The following is a 21,725-nucleotide window of genomic DNA, read 5'->3' on the forward strand; positions in this document are numbered from 1 at the left end:
GTGAGGCCCGGGGCGAGCTCGGCGCGCTCGCCGTTGGCCCAGGCATCGGCGTCGGCGGGGGGCGCGCCGAGGACGTCCTCGACGGCCGCGGGCGCGACCCGGGCGCAGAACGCGTCGCGCGCCACGGTGAGCGTGTCGGTCGCGATCTCGTCGAGCGGGGTGCTGCTCGCCGACGGCGGCGCCGGCTCCGGCTCGGCGCCGTCCTCGCAACCGGTCGCGAGCACGAGCAGCGCCGCCAGCGCACCCGTCACCGCAGCGACGGAACGGGCACGCACATCGGGCACGAGCACAACCTACGCGGGTGCTTGAATGCGAGGGTGAAGGTGCCCGCCGACGTCCGGTCAGCCGCCGAGGCCCAGCTGGCGGGCCTCAGCCCACACCGCCGGGACACCTTCGGGCTCCGGCTGGAGCGCTGGTGGGAGGACCTGCGCGTCGCGCTCGCCGAGCTGTACGACGACCCCGACGCGGTGGCTCGGCGCCTGGTGGCGGTCGCGGCCGCGGGCTACGCCGCGCGCACCGACGACCTGCACCGGCTCGACGAGCGGCGGCTGCTCGAGCCGGACTGGCTGCAGCAGCCGCGGATGTTCGGCTACGCCTGCTACACCGAGCGGTTCGGCGGCGACCTGACCGGCCTGCGCGACCGGCTCGACCACCTCGAGGACCTGGGCGTCACCTACCTGCACCTGATGCCGCTGCTGCAGCCGCGCGAGGGCGACAACGACGGCGGCTACGCCGTCGCCGACTACCGCACGGTGCGCCCCGACCTCGGCACCACCGAGGACCTGGCCGAGCTGGCCGCCGTGCTCCGGGGCCGCGGGATCAGCCTGGTGATCGACCTCGTGCTCAACCACGTCGCCCGCGAGCACGAGTGGGCGCGGCGCGCCCGAGCCGGGGAGCAGGCGTACGTCGACTACTTCCACGTCCATCCCGACCGCGCCGTGCCGGACGCCTACGAGGCGACGCTGCCGGAGGTCTTCCCTGACTTCGCGCCGGGCAACTTCACCTGGGACGAGGAGCTGCGGGCCTGGGTGTGGACCACGTTCAACGAGTGGCAGTGGGATCTCAACTGGGCCAACCCCGCCGTGCTCGTCGAGTTCGCCGACATCGTCGTCACGCTGGCCAACCTGGGCGTCGAGGTGCTGCGCCTCGACGCGATCGCGTTCGTGTGGAAGCGGCTCGGCACCACCTGCCAGAACCAGCCCGAGGTGCACGCCGTCACGCAGGCGCTGCGCGCGGTCGCCCGGCTGGCCGCCCCGGCGCTCGCGTTCAAGGCCGAGGCGATCGTGGGGCCGCGCGACCTGGTGCAGTACCTCGGGCTCGGCGCGCACGCCGGCCGGGTCAGCGACCTGGCCTACCACAACAGCCTGATGGTGCAGGTGTGGTCGATGCTGGCCACCCGGAGCACCGCGCTGACGCGGCACGCCCTCGCGGCGCTCCCGGCGGCGCCGCCGACGTCGACCTGGATCACCTACGCCCGCTGCCACGACGACATCGGCTGGGCGATCGACGACGGCGACGCCGCCGCCGTGGGTCTCGACGGCGGCCTGCACCGGCGGTTCCTCGCCGACTGGTACGCCGGGGAGTTCCCCGGCTCGTGGGCCGACGGGCTGGTCTTCCAGCACAACCCCGAGACCGGTGACAAGCGCATCAGCGGTACGGCGGCGTCGCTGGTCGGCCTGCCCGAGGACACCGACGGCGGGTTGGCCCGCATGTTCCTGGCCCACGCGATCGTCGCCGGCTGGGGCGGGATCCCGGTGGTGTGGAGCGGCGACGAGCTCGGCCAGCCCAACGACCCGCAGTGGGCCACCGAGCCCGGCCACGAGGACGACAACCGGTGGGCACACCGGCCGCGGCTCGACCCCGCCCGCGCCGTGCAGCGCCACGACCTGCGCACGGTGCCGGGGCGGGTGTTCTCGGGGCTCGCCCACCTCGCCCGGGTCCGTGCCGGGCTGCCGCAGCTGCACGCGGCCGCGCCGAGCGAGGTCCTCGGGGACACCGACGACGGCGTGCTCGCGTGTGTGCGGCGTCACCCGAGCGGCCCGATGGTCACCCTCTACAACGTCACGCCCACCCCGCGTCCGTTCCCGATGCACCGGCTGGGGGAGTGCGGGCTCGGGTCGCCGTACGACGCCCTCGGCGGCCACCCGGTCACGTGCGGCGAGGACGGCCAGGTGTGGCTCCCGCCGTACGCCGCCTGGTGGGTCGTCGACGGAGCGGGTCCCCGATCGCATTAGGCCCAGGGTCTACGCTCGACTCCCGTGATCCGGTTCGAGAAGGTGGTCAAGACCTACCCCGGCCAGGCGAGCCCGGCGCTCGACCAGGTCTCCGTCGACGTCGACAAGGGCGAGTTCGTGTTCCTCGTCGGCACCTCCGGATCGGGCAAGTCCACGTTCCTGCGGCTGGTGCTCCGCGAGTACCGCGCCACCTCCGGGCGCATCTACGTCGCCGGCAAGGAGATCAACCGGCTCGCCAGCTGGAAGGTCCCGCGGATGCGCCGCCAGATCGGCACCGTGTTCCAGGACTTCCGGCTGCTGCCCAACAAGAGCGTCGCCGAGAACGTCGCGTTCGCGTTGCAGGTGATCGGCCGCTCGCGCTCGGAGATCAACCGGCTGGTGCCCGAGACGCTCGAGCTGGTCGGCCTGGAGGGCAAGGGCGACCGGATGCCCGACGAGCTCTCCGGCGGTGAGCAGCAGCGGGTCGCGATCGCGCGCGCGTTCGTGAACCGGCCGATGATCCTGATCGCCGACGAGCCGACCGGCAACCTCGACCCGACCACGTCGGTGGGCATCATGAAGCTGCTCGACCGGATCAACCGCACCGGCACCACCGTGATGATGGCCACCCACGACGCCGGCATCGTCGACCAGATGCGCAAGCGCGTCATCGAGCTCGCCGACGGCCGGGTCGTCCGCGACCAGGCCCAGGGCATCTACGGCCACTGATCCGCCACCCGACCGCCACCCGAACGAGGACCCCGACTCCCACATGCAGCTTCGTTACGTCTTCTCCGAGCTCGGCCAGGGCCTGCGCCGCAACCTGTCGATGCACCTGGCGGTGATCTTGACGCTGTTCGTCTCCCTGACCCTGGTGGGCCTGGGCGTGCTGCTGAACCAGCAGGCGACCAAGGCCGCCGACCAGTGGGGCTCGGAGCTGCAGATCACGGCGTTCCTGTGCAAGGCGCGCGACGACAACCCGGCCTGCACCGGCGAGGTCACCGACGCCCAGAAGGAGCGGATCACCAAGGTCATCGAGGACAACCCCGAGGTCGCCGACTACCGCTTCGAGTCCAAGGAGGAGGCCTTCGCGAAGATCAAGGACCTCCTCGGGCCGGACAAGTTCGAGGGCCCCAACCCCGCCGCCACCGCCGACGACATGCCGGAGTCGGTGTGGATCACGCTCAAGGACCCCGACGAGTACGCCGGCATCGAGAGCGCCGTCGTCGGGCTCGACGGCGTCTCCAACGTGCGCGACCAGCGCAAGGTCGTCGGCCCGGTCCTCCAGGGGCTGCGGGTGATGCAGTGGGGCGCCTTCTGGATCGCGGCGTTCCTGGTGCTCGCCGCGCTGCTGCTGGTCGCCAACACGATCCGGCTCGCGGCCTTCGCCCGGCGCCGTGAGATCGGCATCATGCGCCTGGTCGGCGCGTCCACGCTCTACATCGCGTTGCCGTTCATCATGGAGTCCCTGGTGACCGCGGCGATCGCCGTCGCGGTGTCGGTCGGCACGCTCGGGGCGTTCATGTGGTTCGCGGTGCACGGGCGGCTGGAGGATCTCGTGGGCTTCATCCCGTGGATCGGGGCCAGCGAGTTCACGGTCGCCGCGGTGTGGGTGGCGATCCTCGGCCCGGTGCTCACGTTGTTGCCGACACTCGTGCTGACGCGCAAATACCTCAAAGTGTGACCGCCGCACGTTACCGTCGAGGAGTTCTCTTCCCCGAACACGTGAAGGCAGCCCGGTGCGTCTCTTCCCCCGTACCTCACGCCGACGCCTGGCAGCGGCCGTCGCCGCCTGCTCGCTGGCGGTCGGCGCGCTCGCCGTACCGCAGGCGTTCGCCGAGCCCAAGGATCTCAAGAACAAGCAGAAGCACGCCCAGCAGCAGGTCCGCAGCGCTCAGCACGACCTCGACGAGTCCAGCGCCCGGCTGCGCAACGCCCAGGGCGCCCTGGAGCGCGCGGTCCGCGACCTGCAGAAGGCCCGCGGCGAGTTCCAGGCCGCCAGCGCCCGGCTGGACGCCGCCGAGATCCGCGACCAGCAGATGCAGTCGCGCCTCGAGGCCGCCGAGCAGCGGCTCTCCGACGCACAGACCGACCTCGCCGACGGGCAGGCGGCGCTGGCCGACCAGCGGCTCAAGCTCACCGACACCGTCACCGACATCTACGAGCAGGGCGACCCGCAGCTGCTCGCGTTCGCGACGATCCTGGAGTCGCGCAGCACCGCCGACCTGACCCGCCAGTCGGCGCTCAACGACGTGATCGTCGGTCGTGAGGCCCGCGCCTACGACGACCTGCACGCCGCCGAGGTGCTGCTCCAGGTCCGGGAGAACCAGGTCCAGAGCGCCCGCGACGACGTCGAGGTCCAGCGCGAGGCCGCCGCCGAGCACCTCGTGACCATGGAGCAGCTGCACACCCAGGCCCGCGACGCCCGCAACAAGGTCGTCGCCCTGGTCGAGACCCGCCGCGACGCCCGCGCCAAGGCCGTCCGCGCCCGCCAGCACGACCGCCGCGAGCTGCGCGAGGCCAAGCAGCGGGAGAACCGGATCAAGCAGCAGATCCTGGCCGCCGCCCGCCGCGCCAAGGGCGGCTACCGCGGCCCCACCAACGGGCTGATGATCCGGCCGGTCCCGGGTGTGGTCACCTCGTCGTACGGCTACCGGATCCACCCGATCTACCACTACTGGGGCCTGCACGACGGCACCGACTTCGGCGTCTCGTGCGGTGAGGGGATGCGGGCCGTCGCCTCCGGCACCGTGATCGCGAAGTACTACTCCTCGGTCTACGGCAACCGCCTCTACCTCAGCCTCGGCCAGATCAACGGCAAGAACGTCACCGCGGTCTACAACCACGCCACCGGCTACCGCGTCGGCGTCGGGGAGCACGTCCGCCAGGGCGAGGTCGTCGGGTACGTCGGCTCCACCGGCTGGTCGACCGGCTGCCACCTGCACTTCACGATCCTGGTCAACGGCAGCTCGGTCGACCCGATGAACTGGCTGCCCTGAGCGGTGCACGACGTCGAGTCGGCGCCAGTTTCCCCCTGAGCCACGCCGAGTCGGCGCCAGTTTCTGGAAACTGGCGCCGACTCGGCAGTACGAAGGTCTCGCGCGGGACGTCCTGGTGTGATGCACTCCTCCGGTCGGGGGTCTGACCCCAGGGAGCAACACAGATGAAGAAGATGTTCTACGCGGTGCTGGCTGCCGCGCTGCTGCCGGTGCTCTTCCTCGCGCGCCCCGCCGCCGCGAGCACCGGAGGCACGTTCGACGCGTCCAACCAGTACTCCAACGTGGGCCTGATCCTGTTCTACGACGCCACCGGTCGCTACCGCTGCAGCGCGACGCTGATCAGCCCGACGGTGCTGGTGACGGCCGCGCACTGCACCGACGGCGACGTCGGCAGCGTGCTGGTCGACTTCCGCAACTTCATCGCCGACACCGGGCCCTCGCCGTACGCCCCGGCCGCGGACCCGTCCGCCGGCTACACCGACCAGGAGATCGCGGACATGGGCTTCGTGTCCGGCACGGCCCACACCCACCCGCAGTACTCCGACTTCACCGACATGGACAACTGGAACGACGTCGGCGTGGTCGTGCTCGACGAGCCCGTCGACATCGCCCCGGCCACCCTCGCCGGGCTCGGCACGTTGGACCAGATCGGGACCAACAACCTGCGCAAGACGCTGTTCCGCGCGGTCGGCTACGGCACCGAGGTGCGCAAGTCCGACACCGGCCCGCAGAACCCGACCCCGCAGAGCTACCCGCTCGAGCGCCGGTACGTCGACATGCCCGGCCAGAAGCTCACGCCGCAGATCCTGCAGACCAACGGCAACGAGCGCGACGTGTTCGGCAGCGGCGGCACCTGCTTCGGCGACTCCGGCGGCCCGGTGTTCTACCAGGGCGAGATCGTCGCGGTCACCAGCTACGGCTACACCTCGAACTGCCGCTACCTCGGCGGCTACCAGCGCGTCGACATCGCCGTCACCCAGGACTGGGTCAACTCCTTCCTGTCCTGAACGCCGAGTCGGCGCCAGTTTCCGGCTGATCCCCGCCGAGTCGGCGCCAGTTTCTGGAAACTGGCGCCGACTCGGCATTGCGGTTGCGGCTGTTGAGAGAATGGGCGGATGGCCAAGGAGCAGGGGCGCAAGCTGATCGCGCAGAACAAGAAGGCGCGGCACGACTACCACATCGAGGACACCTACGAGGCCGGCCTGGTCCTCCAGGGCACCGAGGTGAAGTCGCTGCGGCAGGGGCGTGCCTCCCTGGTCGACGGGTTCGTGGACATCGACGGCCACGAGGCCTGGCTGCACGGCGTGCACATCCCGGAGTACTCCCAGGGCACCTGGACCAACCACGCCGCCCGGCGCAAGCGCAAGCTGCTGCTCAACCGCGATGAGATCGACAAGATCGAGCGCCGGGTCAACGAGAAGGGCCTCACGGTGGTCCCGCTGGCGTTGTACTTCAAGGACGGCCGGGCCAAGGTCGAGATCGCGCTCGCCAAGGGCAAGAAGTCGTGGGACAAGCGGGCCGCGCTCGCCGAGCGCCAGGCCAACCGGGAGACCGAGCAGGCGATCGGCCGCCGGATGAAGGGGATGACCGACTAGATCCGGCTAGAACCGGCTAGATCCGGTCGAAGCAGTCCGAGCCCTCGTCGCGCAGCACCTTGCGCTGGGTGGGCCGCGCCTCGGCGTACCGTTGCTGGCCGGCCTCGGTGAGCGTGATGTACTGCGCGCGCCGGTCCATCTCACACGCCTTGCGGCTCACGAGCCCGTCGCGCTCGAGCCGGGTGACCAGGCGGGACAGCGCGCTCTGGGACAGGTGGGCGCTCTCGGCGAGCGTCGTCATCCGCAGGCTGCACTCGTCGGCCTCGGCGAGCTGCTGGAGCACCTCGAACTCACTGGCCGAGAGGTCGTGCGCGGCGCCGAGCTCGCGGTCCAGCGAGCACATGAGCCGCTGGTAGCGCCCCATCAGCTGGTGCCACTCGGCAGCCAGCGCGTCGTCGTCGCTCGGCCGTGCCATGGGGGCAGGGTACCACATTCGCGCGCATAAGATGTTTCCGCAAATAATGCTTGTGCATTCGATGCACATGCATAAGCATGGTCGTCATGACCTCGACCGTGACCCCGGCCATCGCGACGCCGGATCTCGTCTCATCCCCTGACCCCCAGCTCCACTCCCACATCGAGTCCGCGGACGGGTGGACCGCCCGCACCTGGCTCCTCCTCGTCGTCCTGTGCGGCGCGCTGTTCCTCGACGGTCTCGACATCTCGATGGTCGGGGTGGCGCTGCCGTCGATCGGCGCCGACCTCGGTATGTCCGCGAGCGCGCTGCAGTGGATCGTCTCCGGCTACGTCCTCGGGTACGGCGGGCTGCTGCTGCTCGGGGGCCGCTCGGCCGACCTGCTCGGCCGGCGCCAGGTCTTCCTGACCGCGGTGGCCGTGTTCGGGATCGCCTCGGTGGCGAGCGCCGCGCTCAGCAGCCCCGAGGCGATCATCGCGCTGCGGTTCGTCAAGGGCGTGGCCGCCGCGTTCACCGTGCCCGCCGGGCTCTCGATCATCACCACGACGTTCGCCGAGGGACCCGCGCGCAACAAGGCCCTGAGCATCTACACCGTCGTCGGCGCGAGCGGCTTCTCCCTCGGCCTGGTCTTCGGCGGGCTGCTGACCGAGCTCGGCTGGCGGGCCACCTTCCTGCTGCCCGGCCCGGTCGCGGTCGCGCTGGTGGCCGTCGGGTGGCGCGTGGTCCCCACCGCCACTCGCTCGCTGAAGAGCCTGGGCGACTTCGACCTGCTCGGCGCGATCTCCAGCACGGCCGCGATCCTGCTGTTCGTCGTCGCGGTCGTCGAGGCGCCGACCAGCGGGTGGACCAGCGGCGAGGTCCTGAGCCTCGTCGCCGCCAGCGCTGCGCTGGCCCTGGTCTTCCTCGTCGTCGAGCTGCGCCACCCCACGCCGCTGATCCGCCTCGGCATCCTGCGCTCGTGGCACCTGGTCCACGCCAACATCTCGGGCGCGATCATGGCCGGCGGCTACTTCGCGTTCCAGTTCCTGGTCACGCTCTACCTCCAGGACTCGCTGGGCTGGTCGCCGCTCGCGATGGCGCTGGGCTTCCTGCCCGCCGGCCTGCTGGTCGTGGCCAGCTCGACCCGGATGGACCGCGTGCTCGCCCGAGTGCGCACCCAGGTGCTGATCGCCGCCGGCATGACCGCGTTCCTCGCGGCGTACGTGCTGTTCCTGCGGGTCGACCCCGGCCTCGGGTACGCCGTGCTCCTGCTGCCCACGATGATCCTGCTCGGCGTCGGGTTCGCGCTGTCGTTCCCCTCGATCAACGCCCAGGCGACCTCGGGGGTCGCCGACCACGAGCAGGGACTCGCCTCGGGGCTGGTGAACACCAGCGTGCAGATCGGCGGGGCGGTGGTGCTCGCCGTCATCTCCGCGATCCTCGGCAACGCGGCCGAGTCGGACGGCCCGGCGGTGACCGGCGAGCTGATCCCGGGCATGGTCACCGGTCTCCAGGTGATCGCCGTGCTCGCGGCCTTCGGCGTCGCCGCGTCGCTCGCCACCGTGTTCCTCAGCGGCCGGCGCACCGCCGAGGCGACCGTGGAGATCGTCGCGGAGGCCGACGCGTCCTGAGGGCACCGCGCGCCCGCCGCCTGGGAGACTCGTCGCGTGATCGACGACTCCGAGGCGGCGGACGTCCGCGCGTTCTGGGAGGCGCTCGGCCTGCCGGGGCTCTTCGACGTGCACGTGCACTTCCTGCCGCCGAACATCCAGCGGGCGGTCTACGCCGTCTTCGACAACGCGGGGCCCAAGATCGGCCGCGAGTGGCCGATCCGCTACCGCCAGTCCCACGCGGACCGCGTCGCGCTGCTGCGCGCGATGGGGGTGCGCCGCTTCCCCACGCTGCCCTACGCCCACAAGCCGGGCGTGGCGACCTACCTCAACGACTGGGCGGCCGGCTTCAAGCGGGACGTGCCCGAGTCGCTGTGGTCGGCGACGTTCTACCCCGAGGCCAACGCGGCGTCGTACGTCGGCTCCGCGCTCACCGCGGGCGTGGAGGTCTTCAAGGTCCACCTCCAGGTGGGGGAGTTCCACCTCGACGACCCGCTGCTCGACGAGGTGTGGGGCCAGCTCGAGGACGCCGGCACGCCCGTCGTCGTGCACGCGGGCTCGGGCCCGGTCGGCAACGACTTCACCGGGCCCGGCTCGACCGAGCGGCTGCTGCGCCGCTTCCCGCGGCTCGCGCTGGTGATCGCGCACATGGGCGCCCCGGAGTGCGGGGCGTTCCTCGCGCTCGCCGAGCGCCACGAGCGGGTCCACCTCGACACGACCATGGTGTTCACGGACTTCTTCCCGCCCTACCCGGTCGAGCTGGTGCCGCGGCTGCGCGACCTGGGCCACAAGGTCCTGCTGGGCAGCGACTTCCCGACGATCCCGTATCCCTACCTCCACCAGCTCGAGGGTCTGGCGCGGCTCGACCTCGGCGACGGCTGGCTGCGGGCCGTCTGCTGGGAGAACGGCGCGCGGATGTTCGGCGTCGATCCGGCGGGGGTAGGACCCTGACCATGGGAATCGACAATGACGACCGGGAGCGCGCCGTCACCGGCGGCCTCGGCACGCCCGCCCGACCTCTCAGGGGCGAGGTCCGGCTGCGCACCGGCGCGGCGCTGGCCTGCCTCGCCTGCGGGGGCCGGGACTTCGCTCACCGCGAGATCAAGCTCAACACCACCGGCATGACCTTCATGGACCTCGACTGGGCCAACCGCTCCGGCGACGGGGCGATCTGCAACGCGTGCGGCTTCGTCCACACCTTCCTCGACGGACAGCTCTCCTGGAGCGGTTGAGATCCGCCAGACTGTGCCCGTGGTCATCACGGATCCCTGGGCACAGATCGCCGCCGAGCGCCGCTCGCTCGCCGACCTGCTCGACACACTCTCGCCGGCGCAGTGGGAGGCCCCCAGCCTGTGCGGCTCGTGGTCGGTCAAGGAGGTCGCCGTCCACCTGACCAGCGGGCCGTCCACGTCGACGAGGACGCTCGTGAAGGCGATGGCGCGCGGCCGGGGGAGCTTCGACCGCGCCAACGAGCTGCTCGTCGCGTGGCGCTCGTCCGTGGAGCCTGCGGAGGTCACCGGCTGGCTGCGGGAGTACGCCGAGCACCGGTTCACCCCGCCGACGATGGACTGGCACGCGCCGTTCAGCGACCTGCGGATCCACGCCCAGGACATCGTGATCCCGCTCGGGCTGGACGCCGGTGTGCCCCTGGAGCCGTGGCGCGACGTGCTGGACTTCCTGGCCTCCAAAGCCGCCTCGCGCGGATTCGTGCCGCGGGGCCGGCCCGCCCTGACCTGGGTCGCGACCGATCTGGGGTGGTCGGCCGGAGGTGGCGCGCGGGTCGAGGGCCCGGCCCGGGCGCTCGCCACGGCCATGTGTGGCCGTTCGGCGCTGGTCGGCGAGCTGACCGGCCCCGGCGTACCGGCTCTGCAGGCGTGGCTCCGGAATCGATGAGGCCCTGTTGGCGTTGACCATCTACAGTGGGAGCACAACTCAAGAGGGGCTGATCGGTTTCGACTTGGGACGTTAGTTCCAGGGGAAGCGGGTCGAGAAGCCAGCGCCATCTCGTTAACGATCGCTGGGAACCTATAACTGCCAACACCAATCGCAGTTCCTTCGCTCTCGCTGCCTGAGCAGTGATCGAAGCGTCAGTCCGGGCACCCGTCTCCGTCCCGGATCCTGGCGTCATCTAGGAGACTTGCCGCTCACTCCGGGTCACGGAGGGTGAGCGGGACTCTTCCGTGACTGAGCCTGTCGGGGACGTGTCCGTGCGAGCCCCGGGGCCGAGAAAAGCGACAGCACGGACTGCACCCGGAGAAGACCTGGTTCGACGCTCGAGGACCGGGGTTCGATTCCCCGCAGCTCCACACACGCGACAGCCGCCCCGGCGTCAGCGCTCCGCGCTGACGCCGGGGCGTCGTCGCGTGTGGACCGAGACTCGGCGATCGCCGCCAGCGGCGATCGCTCAACGCGTACGCCGGGCGTGCGGGCGGCAGGGATACGAGCGTGATCAGTCGGACGTGCTGGCGTCGACCGCGACGTGGTGTGCCCGGGACACCGCCACGTCCGCGGCGTAGACGGCCGTCCCGACCAGGGCCGCGCGCAGCGGGGCCGGCAGGCGCATCCCGCGGGCGCCGGCGTCCACGAGGAGGTTGAGCGTCGCCCACGACGCTGCGCCGGTGATGGCGGACACCACCTCGGGTTCGACGCTCACCAGCACCTCGAGGTCCGCGGACGGACTGATCGCGAGCGGCTGGAGTCCCACGGGGTCCAGCCGACGGGCGGCCAGATCGGAGCCGGCGAGGATCAGCGCACGGGTCGTACGCCGGGTCTGGCCGCCGAGGGCAGCGGCCAGGGCCGCCCCCGACGCGCGGACCAAGGAGCTCGGGCGGACCTGCATACCGCTTCGCCTCCGATCGACGGCCCGGAACACCGCGTCGCCAGCATCCCAGACGGTCTCGCCACGCCCGGGCATCGCCACGCCCCGGCCCTCCGGTCCGCTGCGTCGTCCCGACCCGGTGGTCACGGTGGGGTCGTCGGGCACCGGCATTCGGGACTTTCGGCCCTACTTTGCGACAGCAGTTGTCCGCGAACGACCGCTCAGGCGCCGCGCCGGTCGGTCGATAGCGACTCCAAGCAACACCGCCCGAGGGGGCGGTGCGGTGCGTTGTTCGGGTCGGCGCATCGCTCGCGTAGGGACCGAGCAATCACCGAGTCGCGTCCTCCGGCTGGACACAGTCGGTGGAGGCCCGAACTGGGAGCCGAGCATGAAGAACATCCGTTGGACGGTAGGACGTCGTATCGCGGTCATCACCTCGATCGGGCTGGTGACCTCGGTGGTCGTCGCCCTGGTCTCGTGGACGGTCGCCGGGAGCGTGACCAGCAGCGCCGAACAGGCTCGAGCGCACCAGGATGCCCGCGGGCTCTTCCAGGCGCTGGACACCCGGTCGAGCGAGCTGAAGGTGGACGGGTTCAAGTCCGTCACCCTGACGGACCCGACGAGCGCCTAGGCCGACGTCGCCGACGACACGCAGCAGGTCGCGGACCTGATCGCGCAGATTCGTCAGCTGGACCTGTACGACGAGGACCGGGCGATGATCGACGACGTCGAGGCGGCCTTCGCCGACTACATCGCCGCGATCCAGGCCTTCGTCGACGCCGCTGTCGCCGACCAGCCCGCCCAGCTCGCGAAGATCGAGCAGGTCCAGAAGGCCAACGACGTGATGGACGACGTGCTGGGCTCCGCGGTCGACAACGTGTCGTCGGACTCCAAGGCGTCCTCGGTCGCCGTCGTCAGCGACCTGCACGGGATGCGCGCCCAGGTCGTGCTCGTCACGCTGGTCGGCCTGCTGGTGGCGGCGGCCAGCGCGTTCTTGATCAGCCGAGCCCTGGTGCGCCCGCTCAAGGCCAGCATCGCCGCCCTGGAGCGGTTCGCGGAGGGCCACCTGTCCCACCGGCTGCCGGAGAAGTCCTCCGGCTGCGTGGGCGACCTGGAGAAGGCGTTCAACGCCTCGATCGAGTCGGTCAGCGCCATCGTCGCCACGGTGCGCGGAGCCGCCGACGCGGTCGCGACCGCCTCGGAGGAGCTGTCGGCGACGTCGCAGCAGATCGCGGCCGGCGCCGAGGAGACGTCGGTGCAGGCGGGCGTCGTCTCGGGTGCCGCCGAGGAGGTGTCGCGCAACGTCCAGACCGTGGCGGCCGCCGGGGAGCAGATGGGTGCGTCGATCCGCGAGATCGCGCAATCGGCCAACGAGGCGGCACGCGTCGCGTCGCAGGCGGTGTCGATGGTGGACTCCACGAACGACACGGTCGCGCGCCTGGGCACCAGCAGCCAGGAGATCGGGAACGTGGTCAAGGTGATCACCTCGATCGCCGAGCAGACGAACCTGCTGGCGTTGAACGCGACGATCGAGGCCGCGCGCGCGGGCGAGGCGGGCAAGGGCTTCGCGGTGGTCGCCAACGAGGTCAAGGAGCTGGCCCAGGAGACCGCACGCGCCACCGAGGACATCGCCCGCCGGGTCGAGGCCATCCAGGGCGACACCGGGGGCGCGGTGTCCGCGATCGGCGAGATCGCGGCGATCATCACCTCGATCAACGACTACCAGCTCACGATCGCCTCGGCGGTGGAGGAGCAGACCGCGACCACCAACGAGATGTCGCGGAACGTGGCGGAGGCATCGACCGGCTCGGGGCAGATCGCGACGAACATCTCCGGGGTCGCCGGTGGGGCCGACGCCACGACCCAGGCGGTGAACCGGACCCTGGCGGCGATCCAGGAGCTGGCTCAGATGTCGAACGCACTGCGCTCCGACGTCGCCCGGTTCACCCTCGAGTGACGCCGACGGATCGGTCTGTGGTTGCCCACGCCATCGGGCGCGGGCAACCGCCACCGGCTCGGCGCCGGACCCCTACGACGTCGACCCGGCGGCAGCATCAACGACGTACACGCCCTGCGGCGTCTCCACCTGGACCGGGCCGGTGCCCCGCTCGAGCGTCACGGTGAGGTCGGCGAACTCCACCACGGCGCGCTCGCCGGCCGTGGACGCGTCCAGCACCTGCCTCGGCTCCTCGCCCCGCCGTCCGGCGCGCCAGTCGCCCTCGCGGCCGTACCACCACAGGGTTCCGGCGTCGTCCTCGACGACGTAGTCGGTGGTGTAGCCGTTGCTGAGCCTCCAGGTCAGCGCCGAGGCGTAGGTGCCGTCGATGTCGTAGGTCTCGTCGACGAAGATCAGCAGCACCTGGCCCGCGGCGCCGTGGAAGGTGCGGGTGTCCTCGGGTCCCATGGCGAGCCAGGACGTGTCGTCGGCCGTCGGCGAGACCGACGGCGACGGTGCCGGCGCGGGCGAGCAACCGGTGAGCAGCACGACCAGCAGGACCAGCGGGACCAGGGCGCGCCTCACCCGCCCATGATGGCTGGCGTTGCCCGCTAGCGTGGCGAGATGAGCGTGTCGGTGCGGCTGCCAGGCGCGCGGGTCGACACCTGGCGGGCGATCCCCGGCGAGACGAGGTGGGTCGACTACTCCTGCGACCGCGCCGGCGACGACCTCGTCGTCTATGTCCACACGTTCCGCCGGGTGCGCGAGCGCCTCGACCGCACGCAGGACCTGCTGCTGTGGAAGCCGGGCACCGCCCGGGTGGCCCGGAGGTACGCCGCGGGGGAGTGGGACGAGGTCGTCGGCGCCGACCGGGAGTGGCCGCCGGCGGAGCTCACCCAGGTCCCGCGACGGCGACCGGCCTGACCCGGTCCCGCGCATCGCGATCCACTACTGACCGCCTACTCCTCGTCGAGCCCGTGCTCGATCGCGTAGCGGGTCAGCTCCACCCGGTTGTGCATCTGCAGCTTGCGCAGCGTGTTCTGCACGTGGTTCTGCACGGTGCGGTGCGAGAGCACCAGACGCTCGGCGATCTGCCGGTAGGACAGCCCCTTCGCGACCATCCTCAGCACCTCGGTCTCCCGCTCGGTCAGCCTCGAACCCGGCGGGGTCTGCTCGCTGTCGCGCTGGAACTCGCCGAGCACCAGCCCCGCCAGCCCGGGCGTGAAGACCGGCTCGCCGGCGGCGACGCGGCGTACGGCGTCGAGGAGCTGCTCGCGCGACGCGGACTTCACCAGGTAGCCGGTCGCGCCGGCCTTGACGGCCGCGAGCACGTCGGACTGCTCGCCCGACGCGGACAGGATCAGCACCCGGGTCTCCGGCGACCGCTCCGCGACCGCCGCGGTGACCGCGACGCCGTCGGGCTCGGGGATCTGCAGGTCGAGCAGCACCACGTCCGGCCGCGTGGCGACGCAGCGCGCGACCGCCTCCCGGCCGTCGGCGGCGACGGCCACCACGTCGAGCCCGGCGGCGGTCAGGTCACGCTCCACGGCCTCGCGCCAGAGCGGGTGGTCGTCGACGACCATCACCCGAGTGCTCATGGCCGAGAGCCTAGGGGGACCGTCAGCTCCCACTCGGTGCCGGACGCACCCGTGGTGAGCACGGCGGAGCCGCCCAGGTCGGCGAGCCGGCCGCGGACCGACTCGGCCACGCCCAGGCGGCCCTGCGCGGCGGCCTCCTCGAGCCGTCCGGGGGCGATGCCGGGCCCGTCGTCGCGGACGGAGACCTCGACCCGGTCGGGGAATGCCTGGAGCAGCACCCAGGCCGGCGCCTGCTCGCCGACGTGGGTGCGGACGTTGTCGAGGCAGGCGCGCACCGCCGCGACCAGCTCGCGCCCGACGCCGGCCGGCACCTCGACCGGGGTGCCCGGGGTCGAGACCGTCACGGCGTACTCGCCCTCCAGCGCGCTGAGCCCCGCGACCAGGTCGAGGGTCCCCGCGGCGATCGGGGCGAGGTCGTCCTGCGCGCGAATGAGGCGCCGGAGCTCGCGCTCCTGCTCGCCGGCCAGCTCGCCCAGCCCGGCGGCCTCGCCGCCGAGCTCCCGTCCGCGGCGTTGCACCAGGGCGAGCACCTGCAGCACCCCGTCGTGCACGGCCCGGGCGAGCCGGGCGCGCTCGGCGGCCATCGCCGCGGACCGCTCGGCGGCCTCCCGCTCGGTGGCCATCCGCCGCAGCGAGTCGGCCAGGTAGCCCACCGTCGCTCCGGCGATCACCAGCAAGAACGCGTTGCCGTAGTCGGACTGCGTGACGTGCTGGCGTTGGGTGAGATCCGCGACGGCGAGCAGCGCGCCCGCGCCGAGGCCGCCGAGCCAGTGGTAGTGGACCGACCAGGCGAGCAGCGCGCCGACGATCCAGAAGCCGGGCAGGCTCGCGGTGAACTCCGCCCCCTTCACCGCGGGCGTGAGCAGCAGCATGCCCAGCGCGAGCGCGAGGTCGGCGAGCAGCACCAGCGGCGTACGCCGCCGCGCGTCGCCGCACAGCCAGATCGCCGCGGCGGTCCAGGCGGCCATCGCCGCGACGCACCCGGTGCCGAGCACCGGGCGCTCGAAGCTGTCGGCGCGGTAGACGCTCAGCCCGACGGTGTTGGCGAGCAGCACCACCCGCAGCACCGCGAGGGCGCCGAAGAGCCGGTCCTCGACGGCGACCGCGGCGGGGGAGGGCCTCGAGCTCACGCGCGGCAGTCTCGCACTCCGCGGCGCGCGAGATGAGTATCCGTACCGATGCCGGCGTCCGGCGCCGCTGCCGAGACTGGGGACATGGACACCGCACCCACCACCAAGAACACCACCGCCTACTTCGCGCAGTCGGCGATCGCCTTCGGGATCGCGTTGCTGACGATGCTGCTCGCGATCTTCTACCTGCCGAGCGACCCCTGGCCCAAGGCCTTCCTCTCCCTCGGGACGCTCTTCTTGACCACCTCCTCCTTCACGCTCGCCAAGTGCGTGCGCGATGCGCAGGAGAGCCAGTACGTCGTCTCCCGGCTCGACCAGGCCCGCGTCGACCGGATCCTCGCCGACCACAACCCGTGGAAGGAGGTCGGCTGAGCCTCGAATCGGTGGATCGAGGCTGAGGTCACCGGGATTTCGCTCGCTCGTTGACCGCTGGGTCTTCCATTTCTCCCGAGTTCGGAGTATTCAAGGAGTCACGTATTCGGCAGGCCCCGGCATCGCCCTTACGCAGTGGCGAGTTCCGGGGCCTTGCTGTGAGGCGAGCGGCGAGGAGGCGTGGGGAGCGCGGTCAGCCGCGCGCGAACCCGTGCTCCGAGGTCCACGACACCGGGCCCACGCGCAACGCCTCCTCGGTGACCTCCGGCTCGTCGACCACGTCGGTGACCCACGCGGACTGCCAGTGCCGCAGGTCGGGGCTCGCGACGACGGCGTACGCGTCACCGGCCGACCCGGCCCGGGTCGGGTCCGCCGGGCAGGTCATCAGCACCGCGAAGCCGTCGCCGACCTCGTGGCCCTCGAGCCACGTGCACCGGGACCCGGGTGGCGCAGCGTCCAGCAGCAGCGGCTCGCTCCACCTCTCGTGGCCGAGCAGGTGCGTCTGCACCTGGATCCGCCGCCCGTCCGGCGAGCCGAACGCGACGTCGTTCCAGTGCACGAAGCCGGCGATGGCGGTGTCGCAGCAGCCCCGGTCCACGTCGACGAGCGCGAGCCCGCTCGGATCCTTCGTCGTCGTCGCCCAGTGCGCCCCGCGCCGGACGAACCAGAAGTCGTCGGCACGGTGGTCTGACGGGTGCACGGCCAGCCAGTCCGCGCTGTAGGTGTCGAGGTACGACGCGCAGTCCGACGGGGCCCGGCCCCGCAGCGGCCGGGAGCTCCGCGCGGCCCGGACCAGGTCCGCCGAGCGCGGCTCGGAGACGAGCAGGTCGAACCGGCAGCTCCCGCGGGCCGGGTGCGAGACGACCACCCGCAGGGACCCGTCGGGGGCGAGCAGGGGCCGCGAGGGCGAGACCTCGTGGTAGTCGAAGCCCGGGTGGCCCGACCACGGGAGGCGCCGCAGTCCGTCCCCGGCGGTCCAGATTCGGACCGCCTCCTCGGTGCTGCCGAGGTAGGCGACCTGTCCGTCCGGGGTCACCTGGGCCTCGGTGCTGACACCCGGGGAGCGGGCCGTCGTGCAGGCGAGGTCGCGGCACACGACCGCGACCTGCACGTTGTCGCTGTCCTCGTCGTCGCTGGTGTCGGGGGTGTAGGTCGCGACGATCGCGACCGTGCCGCCGCCGTAGCGCACGGTGGTGTCGACCGCGGTGCTCCGGCGGTCGGTCCACACGGCGTCGGGTGCGGTCCACCCGTGCCCGTCGGGGTCGCGCCACTGCACGACGATCCGGTGTCCGTCGGGTGAGCCGACCGAGAGCTGGGCGGCGCCGTCCGCGAGGTCGACGTAGCGGTTCGGCTCGCCGTGCTCGTCGTCGTACCTCTCCAGGGCGTGGCCGTAGGTCTCGCCGGCCGACCACGGCCAGGCACCGAACGCGCCGGCGGCGCCGAGCCCGGCCGCAGCGGCGACGGCGAGGGCGCCGCCGAGCCACGCGCGTCCCCGAGACATGCCGGGGAGCCTACGGTGCGCGGGTCAGGCGATCCGGGCCAGCGGTCGCACGCGAGACAGCTCGGTCAGCACGGCGAGGATCGCTGCCGGCGTCATGCCGGTGGCCAGGAGGGCCGAGTACGCCGCGTCGTCGGCCGGGTCGCCGGTCGGGACACCGTGGGCCAGGCGCGCGAGGTGGTCGGCAGGTCTGCCGTGCTGCGGGTGCTCCATCGTGGCCCCCTCGGTGTCGGTCGGTGGATCCAGGCTCGGCCCGGTGTGACGTGGGCGACAGGGACCAAGGCCCCGGTCCAGAGGTCCCCTCGGACCCCCTCTCCCACCGGAGGCGGTTCCTAGGCCGCCGGGGTGGCCCCGGCGCGTCGGCGGGCCTGCCGGGTGAGCTCGGCGAGCACGCGGACCCGGCCCTCGTGGAGGTCGGCGGGCCAGTGCTCCCCGAGGGGCTCCCCGAGGGCGGCGTAGGCGCGGGCGATCGCGTCCTCGGCGCGCCCCGGGTCGCGGTGCAGGGCCAGGCCGAGGCGCCACGCGGGCCCGATGGTCGCGTCGTACAGCGCGCCGGGTGACGGTGCCGTCCGCGTGGCGGTGGTGGTGCCCATCGCCTCCCCCTCCCGGTTGACCTCAACAGGTTGTTGAGGTTTAGAGTAGAAATATGAACACACTCGAGCGGTCGACGCAAGAGGGGCTGCTCACGATCGGTGACCTCGCGCTGCGCACCGGGGTCAGCCCGGCGACGCTGCGCATGTGGGAGCAGCGCCACGGCTTCCCCGTCCCGACCCGGCTGGCCAGCGGACACCGGCGCTACCGCGTCACCGACGCCGAGGTCGTCGCCGACGTGGTGCGCAGCCGCGAGGACGGGGTGCGCCTCGACGTCGCGATCGAGCGCGCCGTGGCCCGGTCCCACGCGCAGGCGCGACCGCCCGCGACGTCGGTCTTCGCCGAGCTCGGCCGGCTGCACCCGCAGCTGGGCGCCCACCGGCTGCGCAAGGCCTCGCTGATCGCGCTGTCCTGGGCGATCGAGGACGAGTTCTGCGCGAAGGCCACCCGGCCGCACCTGTTCGGAGCGTTCCAGCGGCCGGCCTTCTACGAGTCGGCGCGGGCCCGGTGGCGCGAGTTCGCCCGGGTGGCCCGCTCGGCGTACGTCCTCGCGGACTTCGGGCCACCGGGCGAGCCCGACGACCCGCGGGAGCCGATCCGGGTCGCCCTGGACGCCGACGCCGCGATGGGCCGGGAGTGGGTCGTGGTGTGCGACTCCGCCGAGCTCTCGGCCGCACTGTCGGCCTGGGAGCTGCCCGGCCAGGGCGACGTCCCCGACCACGACCGCCTGTTCGAGGCCGTCTGGACGGTCCATCCCGAGGCCGTGCGCGACGCGGCCCGGGTCTGCGCCGCGATGGCGCAGCGTGCCGGCGCCCGCGGTGCCGACGCGGTGGTCGCGGAGCTCGAGGCCCCTGCGGGGCCGCGGCCGACCGACCTGGCGGCGGTGACGACGCTCTTCAACCGCGTCGTCGCGTACGGCGACGCGATCTCCTGGCGCGATCGGCAACATCGGCAGGGTTGAGCGGACGTCTCGCGCACGGACCGGAGCGTTCACAGCGTTCATCTGGGGCTCGCCCGGGCGCCACCTCGGCCCGATTTGCTGAGCGCCATGACCTCTCGGAACTCCCGGGCCCAGCTCGCCGCGACCGCGGTCGGGCTGCTCGCCCCGCTCCTCGTCCTCCCCGCCGGTGCCGCCGCCGAACCCGGTCAGGGCGCTGGCCACGGCGACCCCGGCACCCACGCGCTGCACCAGCTCCGCACGCCGCTGGTCGTCGGGCACCGCGGTGCCTCGGGCTACCGGCCCGAGCACACGCTCGCGTCGTACCGGAAGGCGATCGAGCTCGGCGCCGACTACGTCGAGCCCGACCTCGTCGCGACCAAGGACGGCGTGCTCGTCGCGCGCCACGAGAACGAGATCGGCGGCACCACCGACGTCGCCGACCACCCGGAGTTCGCCGACCGGCGCACCACGAAGGTGATCGACGGCCGCCCGGTCACCGGGTGGTTCACCGAGGACTTCACGCTCGCGGAGCTGAAGACGCTGCGCGCCAAGGAGCGGCTGCCGCAGGTGCGCCCGGACAACACCGAGTACGACGGCCGGTTCGAGGTGCCGACGTTCGCGGAGGTGCTGCGCCTGGTCCGCGCCGAGTCACGTCGCACCGGTCGGACCATCGGCGTCGCCCCCGAGACCAAGCACCCGACGTACTTCGACTCGATCGGCCTCTCGCTCGAGGAGCCGATGCTGCGCACGCTGCACCGCTACGGGATGGACCGCAAGCGCTCCAAGGTCCTCATCCAGTCCTTCGAGGTCGGCAACCTCCAGCAGCTCGACGAGCTCACCGACCTGCCGCTCGAGCAGCTCGTCGACGCGGCCGGGGCGCCGTACGACCAGGTCGCGGCGGGTACGCCGACCACCTACGCCTCGATGACGACGCCCGCCGGGCTGCGCGCGGTGGCGAGGTACGCCGACTGGCTCGGCCCCAACAAGGACCTGGTGCTCCCGCGGGACGCGACCGGCGCGACCGGAGCGCCCAGCACGCTCGTGCCCGACGCGCACCGCGCCGGTCTCCGCGTGGTCGTCTGGACGATCCGCGACGAGAACCAGTTCATGGCGACGAACTTCCGCAGCGGCACCGACCCGAACGCCAAGGGCAACGTCCACGACGAGGTGCTCGCGTTCCTCGACGCCGGCGTCGACGCGATGTTCGCCGACTACCCCGACTCGGCGGTCGCGGCCCGCGCCGACTGGCTCGCCGGATAGCCGCCGGGCGCCCCCCGCGGGGGCGTCAGGCACACTGAACCGCATGCATCTCGGGCATGCGGTTCTCCTCGGCTCCCTCTCCCTCGCCATCGCGATCGGCCTCGCGCCGGCCGTCCAGGCCGCCCCGGCGACGGCGATGACCGGGTCCCGGGCGACGCCCAGCGAGCTGTCGCTCCAGGCCGACGCGGCGTACGCCGGCGCCGAGACGACCCTGCGGGTCGAGCTCACCGGCGGGGGAGGGGAGCCGGTCGCGGGCGCCCCGGTCGCGCTGGAGCGGCGTACCTCCCAGACGTGGACGTCGATCGGCACGGTCACCACGGGCGACGACGGCCGCGCCGGCCAGGCGGTCAGGCTCAGCAAGGTGCGGGGCGACAACGTGTTCCGGGCGACGTACGCCGGGGACGACACCCACGACCCGGCCACCGCGCAACGGCAGGTGGAGCTGAAGCGGCGGGCGAGCCGGGTGGTGGTCTCGGGGCCGGACGAGGTCGTCGACGGCCGGTCGGTCCGGGTCCGGGTCCGGTGGACGACCGCGGGCGGCGAGCCGGTCGCGGGCACCGTGAAGGTGTTCCGCTCGCTGGCCGGCGGCCCGTGGCGCAAGGTGCGTGTGCTCACCACGGACCGCGACGGCCACGCCGCGCTCACGACCCGGCCCCGGCAGGACTCCCGGTGGCGGGCGCAGGCCGTGCGCCAGGCCTGGGTCGAGGGCGACCGCAGCTCCGTGCACCGCATCGACAACCTGCCGCCCGGCACCCCGGTGCGGCTGCCGCA

At 72.4% G+C, this 21,725-nt stretch carries 26 protein-coding genes and 1 other RNA gene; 18 read left to right on the forward strand and 9 right to left on the reverse strand.

The genetic code is table 11. From position 1 onward, the window contains the following. A partial coding sequence (locus tag VGD85_RS20935) for a hypothetical protein (RefSeq protein WP_331065366.1) occupies nt 1–284 on the reverse strand: 284 nt, incomplete at its 3' end. A gap of 33 nt (nt 285–317) precedes the next feature. On the opposite strand from VGD85_RS20935, the gene VGD85_RS20940 reads away from it, so the two are divergent. From VGD85_RS20940 to smpB, 6 genes are all read left to right on the forward strand, one after another. Beyond that, nucleotides 318–2,234, forward strand: coding sequence for an alpha-amylase family protein (locus VGD85_RS20940; RefSeq protein WP_331065367.1), 1,917 nt, complete (start codon nt 318–320; stop codon nt 2,232–2,234). A 24-nt stretch (nt 2,235–2,258) separates the two neighbouring features. Beyond that, the gene (gene ftsE / locus VGD85_RS20945) at nt 2,259–2,942 is read left to right on the forward strand and encodes a cell division ATP-binding protein FtsE (protein WP_331065368.1); all 684 of its coding nucleotides are present in this window, start codon (nt 2,259–2,261) and stop codon (nt 2,940–2,942) included. A gap of 43 nt (nt 2,943–2,985) precedes the next feature. Further along, nucleotides 2,986–3,897 (forward strand): permease-like cell division protein FtsX, encoded by a 912-nt coding sequence (ftsX, locus tag VGD85_RS20950; protein ID WP_331065369.1) that lies wholly within the window; start codon nt 2,986–2,988, stop codon nt 3,895–3,897. Between the two features lie 55 nt (nt 3,898–3,952). Beyond that, complete coding sequence (locus tag VGD85_RS20955) at nt 3,953–5,212, forward strand: peptidoglycan DD-metalloendopeptidase family protein (RefSeq protein ID WP_331065370.1); 1,260 nt, start codon at nt 3,953–3,955, stop codon at nt 5,210–5,212. A 164-nt stretch (nt 5,213–5,376) separates the two neighbouring features. Further along, nucleotides 5,377–6,219 (forward strand): S1 family peptidase, encoded by an 843-nt coding sequence (locus VGD85_RS20960; RefSeq protein ID WP_331065371.1) that lies wholly within the window; start codon nt 5,377–5,379, stop codon nt 6,217–6,219. Between the two features lie 108 nt (nt 6,220–6,327). Continuing rightward, nucleotides 6,328–6,807, forward strand: coding sequence for an SsrA-binding protein SmpB (gene smpB / locus VGD85_RS20965; RefSeq protein WP_331065372.1), 480 nt, complete (start codon nt 6,328–6,330; stop codon nt 6,805–6,807). Nucleotides 6,808–6,823: 16 nt separating this feature from the next. On the opposite strand, the gene VGD85_RS20970 is transcribed toward smpB, so the two are convergent. Continuing rightward, nucleotides 6,824–7,222, reverse strand: a complete 399-nt coding sequence (locus VGD85_RS20970) for a MarR family transcriptional regulator (protein ID WP_331065373.1) — start codon at nt 7,220–7,222, stop codon at nt 6,824–6,826. A gap of 86 nt (nt 7,223–7,308) precedes the next feature. Between VGD85_RS20970 and VGD85_RS20975 the strand changes: the two genes are divergently transcribed. From VGD85_RS20975 to ssrA, 5 genes are all read left to right on the forward strand, one after another. Continuing rightward, nucleotides 7,309–8,832: an MFS transporter gene (locus VGD85_RS20975; RefSeq protein WP_331065374.1), complete on the forward strand. Its 1,524-nt coding sequence runs from the start codon at nt 7,309–7,311 to the stop codon at nt 8,830–8,832. A 36-nt stretch (nt 8,833–8,868) separates the two neighbouring features. Next, nucleotides 8,869–9,762 carry an amidohydrolase family protein gene (locus VGD85_RS20980; RefSeq protein WP_331065375.1) on the forward strand — a complete coding sequence of 298 codons (894 nt, stop codon included), beginning with the start codon at nt 8,869–8,871 and terminating at the stop codon, nt 9,760–9,762. 2 nt (nt 9,763–9,764) lie between these two features. Further along, nucleotides 9,765–10,043 carry a hypothetical protein gene (locus tag VGD85_RS20985; RefSeq protein WP_331065376.1) on the forward strand — a complete coding sequence of 93 codons (279 nt, stop codon included), beginning with the start codon at nt 9,765–9,767 and terminating at the stop codon, nt 10,041–10,043. 19 nt (nt 10,044–10,062) lie between these two features. After that, the gene (locus VGD85_RS20990) at nt 10,063–10,704 is read left to right on the forward strand and encodes a maleylpyruvate isomerase family mycothiol-dependent enzyme (RefSeq protein WP_331065377.1); all 642 of its coding nucleotides are present in this window, start codon (nt 10,063–10,065) and stop codon (nt 10,702–10,704) included. 45 nt (nt 10,705–10,749) lie between these two features. Next, nucleotides 10,750–11,120: a transfer-messenger RNA gene (gene ssrA / locus VGD85_RS20995) on the forward strand. Nucleotides 11,121–11,260: 140 nt separating this feature from the next. Here ssrA and VGD85_RS21000 read toward each other — a convergent pair. After that, nucleotides 11,261–11,650, reverse strand: a complete 390-nt coding sequence (locus VGD85_RS21000) for a hypothetical protein (RefSeq protein WP_331065378.1) — start codon at nt 11,648–11,650, stop codon at nt 11,261–11,263. 367 nt (nt 11,651–12,017) lie between these two features. Between VGD85_RS21000 and VGD85_RS21005 the strand changes: the two genes are divergently transcribed. Continuing rightward, nucleotides 12,018–12,260: a hypothetical protein gene (locus tag VGD85_RS21005; RefSeq protein WP_331065379.1), complete on the forward strand. Its 243-nt coding sequence runs from the start codon at nt 12,018–12,020 to the stop codon at nt 12,258–12,260. An 84-nt stretch (nt 12,261–12,344) separates the two neighbouring features. Then, nucleotides 12,345–13,586 (forward strand): methyl-accepting chemotaxis protein, encoded by a 1,242-nt coding sequence (locus VGD85_RS21010; protein ID WP_331065380.1) that lies wholly within the window; start codon nt 12,345–12,347, stop codon nt 13,584–13,586. Between the two features lie 72 nt (nt 13,587–13,658). Here VGD85_RS21010 and VGD85_RS21015 read toward each other — a convergent pair whose 3' ends face one another. Then, nucleotides 13,659–14,150, reverse strand: a complete 492-nt coding sequence (locus VGD85_RS21015; RefSeq protein ID WP_331065381.1) for a hypothetical protein — start codon at nt 14,148–14,150, stop codon at nt 13,659–13,661. A 39-nt stretch (nt 14,151–14,189) separates the two neighbouring features. On the opposite strand from VGD85_RS21015, the gene VGD85_RS21020 reads away from it, so the two are divergent. After that, complete coding sequence (locus VGD85_RS21020) at nt 14,190–14,489, forward strand: hypothetical protein (RefSeq protein ID WP_331065382.1); 300 nt, start codon at nt 14,190–14,192, stop codon at nt 14,487–14,489. 35 nt (nt 14,490–14,524) lie between these two features. On the opposite strand, the gene VGD85_RS21025 is transcribed toward VGD85_RS21020, so the two are convergent. Together VGD85_RS21025 and macS are read right to left on the reverse strand one after the other, a co-directional pair. After that, nucleotides 14,525–15,163 carry a response regulator transcription factor gene (locus VGD85_RS21025; RefSeq protein WP_331065383.1) on the reverse strand — a complete coding sequence of 213 codons (639 nt, stop codon included), beginning with the start codon at nt 15,161–15,163 and terminating at the stop codon, nt 14,525–14,527. Then, nucleotides 15,160–16,293 (reverse strand): MacS family sensor histidine kinase, encoded by a 1,134-nt coding sequence (macS, locus tag VGD85_RS21030; protein WP_331065384.1) that lies wholly within the window; start codon nt 16,291–16,293, stop codon nt 15,160–15,162. Before macS ends, VGD85_RS21025 begins: the two co-directional genes overlap by 4 nt. A gap of 84 nt (nt 16,294–16,377) precedes the next feature. Here macS and VGD85_RS21035 point away from each other — a divergent pair, with 84 nt between their 5' ends. Continuing rightward, nucleotides 16,378–16,665 carry a YiaA/YiaB family inner membrane protein gene (locus VGD85_RS21035; protein WP_331065385.1) on the forward strand — a complete coding sequence of 96 codons (288 nt, stop codon included), beginning with the start codon at nt 16,378–16,380 and terminating at the stop codon, nt 16,663–16,665. Between the two features lie 193 nt (nt 16,666–16,858). Here the strand turns inward: VGD85_RS21035 and VGD85_RS21040 are convergent, their stop codons facing one another. The 3 genes from VGD85_RS21040 to VGD85_RS21050 all read right to left on the reverse strand — a co-directional run bounded on the left by VGD85_RS21040 (nt 16,859) and on the right by VGD85_RS21050 (nt 18,756). Next, nucleotides 16,859–18,166, reverse strand: coding sequence for a hypothetical protein (locus VGD85_RS21040; protein ID WP_331065386.1), 1,308 nt, complete (start codon nt 18,164–18,166; stop codon nt 16,859–16,861). A gap of 24 nt (nt 18,167–18,190) precedes the next feature. After that, nucleotides 18,191–18,376, reverse strand: a complete 186-nt coding sequence (locus VGD85_RS21045) for a hypothetical protein (protein WP_331065387.1) — start codon at nt 18,374–18,376, stop codon at nt 18,191–18,193. A gap of 119 nt (nt 18,377–18,495) precedes the next feature. After that, nucleotides 18,496–18,756, reverse strand: coding sequence for a hypothetical protein (locus VGD85_RS21050; protein WP_331065388.1), 261 nt, complete (start codon nt 18,754–18,756; stop codon nt 18,496–18,498). Between the two features lie 53 nt (nt 18,757–18,809). On the opposite strand from VGD85_RS21050, the gene VGD85_RS21055 reads away from it, so the two are divergent. From VGD85_RS21055 to VGD85_RS21065, 3 genes are all read left to right on the forward strand, one after another. Then, nucleotides 18,810–19,715 carry a DICT sensory domain-containing protein gene (locus tag VGD85_RS21055; RefSeq protein ID WP_331065389.1) on the forward strand — a complete coding sequence of 302 codons (906 nt, stop codon included), beginning with the start codon at nt 18,810–18,812 and terminating at the stop codon, nt 19,713–19,715. A gap of 87 nt (nt 19,716–19,802) precedes the next feature. After that, nucleotides 19,803–20,954 (forward strand): glycerophosphodiester phosphodiesterase, encoded by a 1,152-nt coding sequence (locus VGD85_RS21060; RefSeq protein WP_331065390.1) that lies wholly within the window; start codon nt 19,803–19,805, stop codon nt 20,952–20,954. 43 nt (nt 20,955–20,997) lie between these two features. Further along, the coding region (locus VGD85_RS21065; protein WP_331065391.1) for a hypothetical protein at nt 20,998–21,725 on the forward strand (728 nt) is incomplete at its 3' end.

The sequence above is a fragment of the Nocardioides sp. genome (assembly GCF_036401255.1).
Taxonomy (GTDB): domain Bacteria; phylum Actinomycetota; class Actinomycetes; order Propionibacteriales; family Nocardioidaceae; genus Nocardioides.

Excerpts from the sequence above, each read along its gene's own strand:
- VGD85_RS21025 (WP_331065383.1), bottom strand. The coding sequence starts at position 15,163 with ATGAGCACTCGGGTGATGGTCGTCGACGACCACCCGCTCTGGCGCGAG.
- VGD85_RS20985 (WP_331065376.1), top strand. The coding sequence starts at position 9,765 with ATGGGAATCGACAATGACGACCGGGAGCGCGCCGTCACCGGCGGCCTC.
- VGD85_RS20960 (WP_331065371.1), top strand. The coding sequence starts at position 5,377 with ATGAAGAAGATGTTCTACGCGGTGCTGGCTGCCGCGCTGCTGCCGGTG.
- VGD85_RS21005 (WP_331065379.1), top strand. The coding sequence starts at position 12,018 with ATGAAGAACATCCGTTGGACGGTAGGACGTCGTATCGCGGTCATCACC.
- VGD85_RS21040 (WP_331065386.1), bottom strand. The coding sequence starts at position 18,166 with ATGTCTCGGGGACGCGCGTGGCTCGGCGGCGCCCTCGCCGTCGCCGCT.
- smpB (WP_331065372.1), top strand. The coding sequence starts at position 6,328 with ATGGCCAAGGAGCAGGGGCGCAAGCTGATCGCGCAGAACAAGAAGGCG.
- VGD85_RS21020 (WP_331065382.1), top strand. The coding sequence starts at position 14,190 with ATGAGCGTGTCGGTGCGGCTGCCAGGCGCGCGGGTCGACACCTGGCGG.
- VGD85_RS21045 (WP_331065387.1), bottom strand. The coding sequence starts at position 18,376 with ATGGAGCACCCGCAGCACGGCAGACCTGCCGACCACCTCGCGCGCCTG.
- VGD85_RS21055 (WP_331065389.1), top strand. The coding sequence starts at position 18,810 with ATGAACACACTCGAGCGGTCGACGCAAGAGGGGCTGCTCACGATCGGT.
- VGD85_RS20970 (WP_331065373.1), bottom strand. The coding sequence starts at position 7,222 with ATGGCACGGCCGAGCGACGACGACGCGCTGGCTGCCGAGTGGCACCAG.
- VGD85_RS21050 (WP_331065388.1), bottom strand. The coding sequence starts at position 18,756 with ATGGGCACCACCACCGCCACGCGGACGGCACCGTCACCCGGCGCGCTG.
- ftsX (WP_331065369.1), top strand. The coding sequence starts at position 2,986 with ATGCAGCTTCGTTACGTCTTCTCCGAGCTCGGCCAGGGCCTGCGCCGC.
- VGD85_RS21010 (WP_331065380.1), top strand. The coding sequence starts at position 12,345 with ATGATCGACGACGTCGAGGCGGCCTTCGCCGACTACATCGCCGCGATC.
- VGD85_RS21060 (WP_331065390.1), top strand. The coding sequence starts at position 19,803 with ATGACCTCTCGGAACTCCCGGGCCCAGCTCGCCGCGACCGCGGTCGGG.
- VGD85_RS21035 (WP_331065385.1), top strand. The coding sequence starts at position 16,378 with ATGGACACCGCACCCACCACCAAGAACACCACCGCCTACTTCGCGCAG.
- VGD85_RS21000 (WP_331065378.1), bottom strand. The coding sequence starts at position 11,650 with ATGCAGGTCCGCCCGAGCTCCTTGGTCCGCGCGTCGGGGGCGGCCCTG.
- VGD85_RS20975 (WP_331065374.1), top strand. The coding sequence starts at position 7,309 with ATGACCTCGACCGTGACCCCGGCCATCGCGACGCCGGATCTCGTCTCA.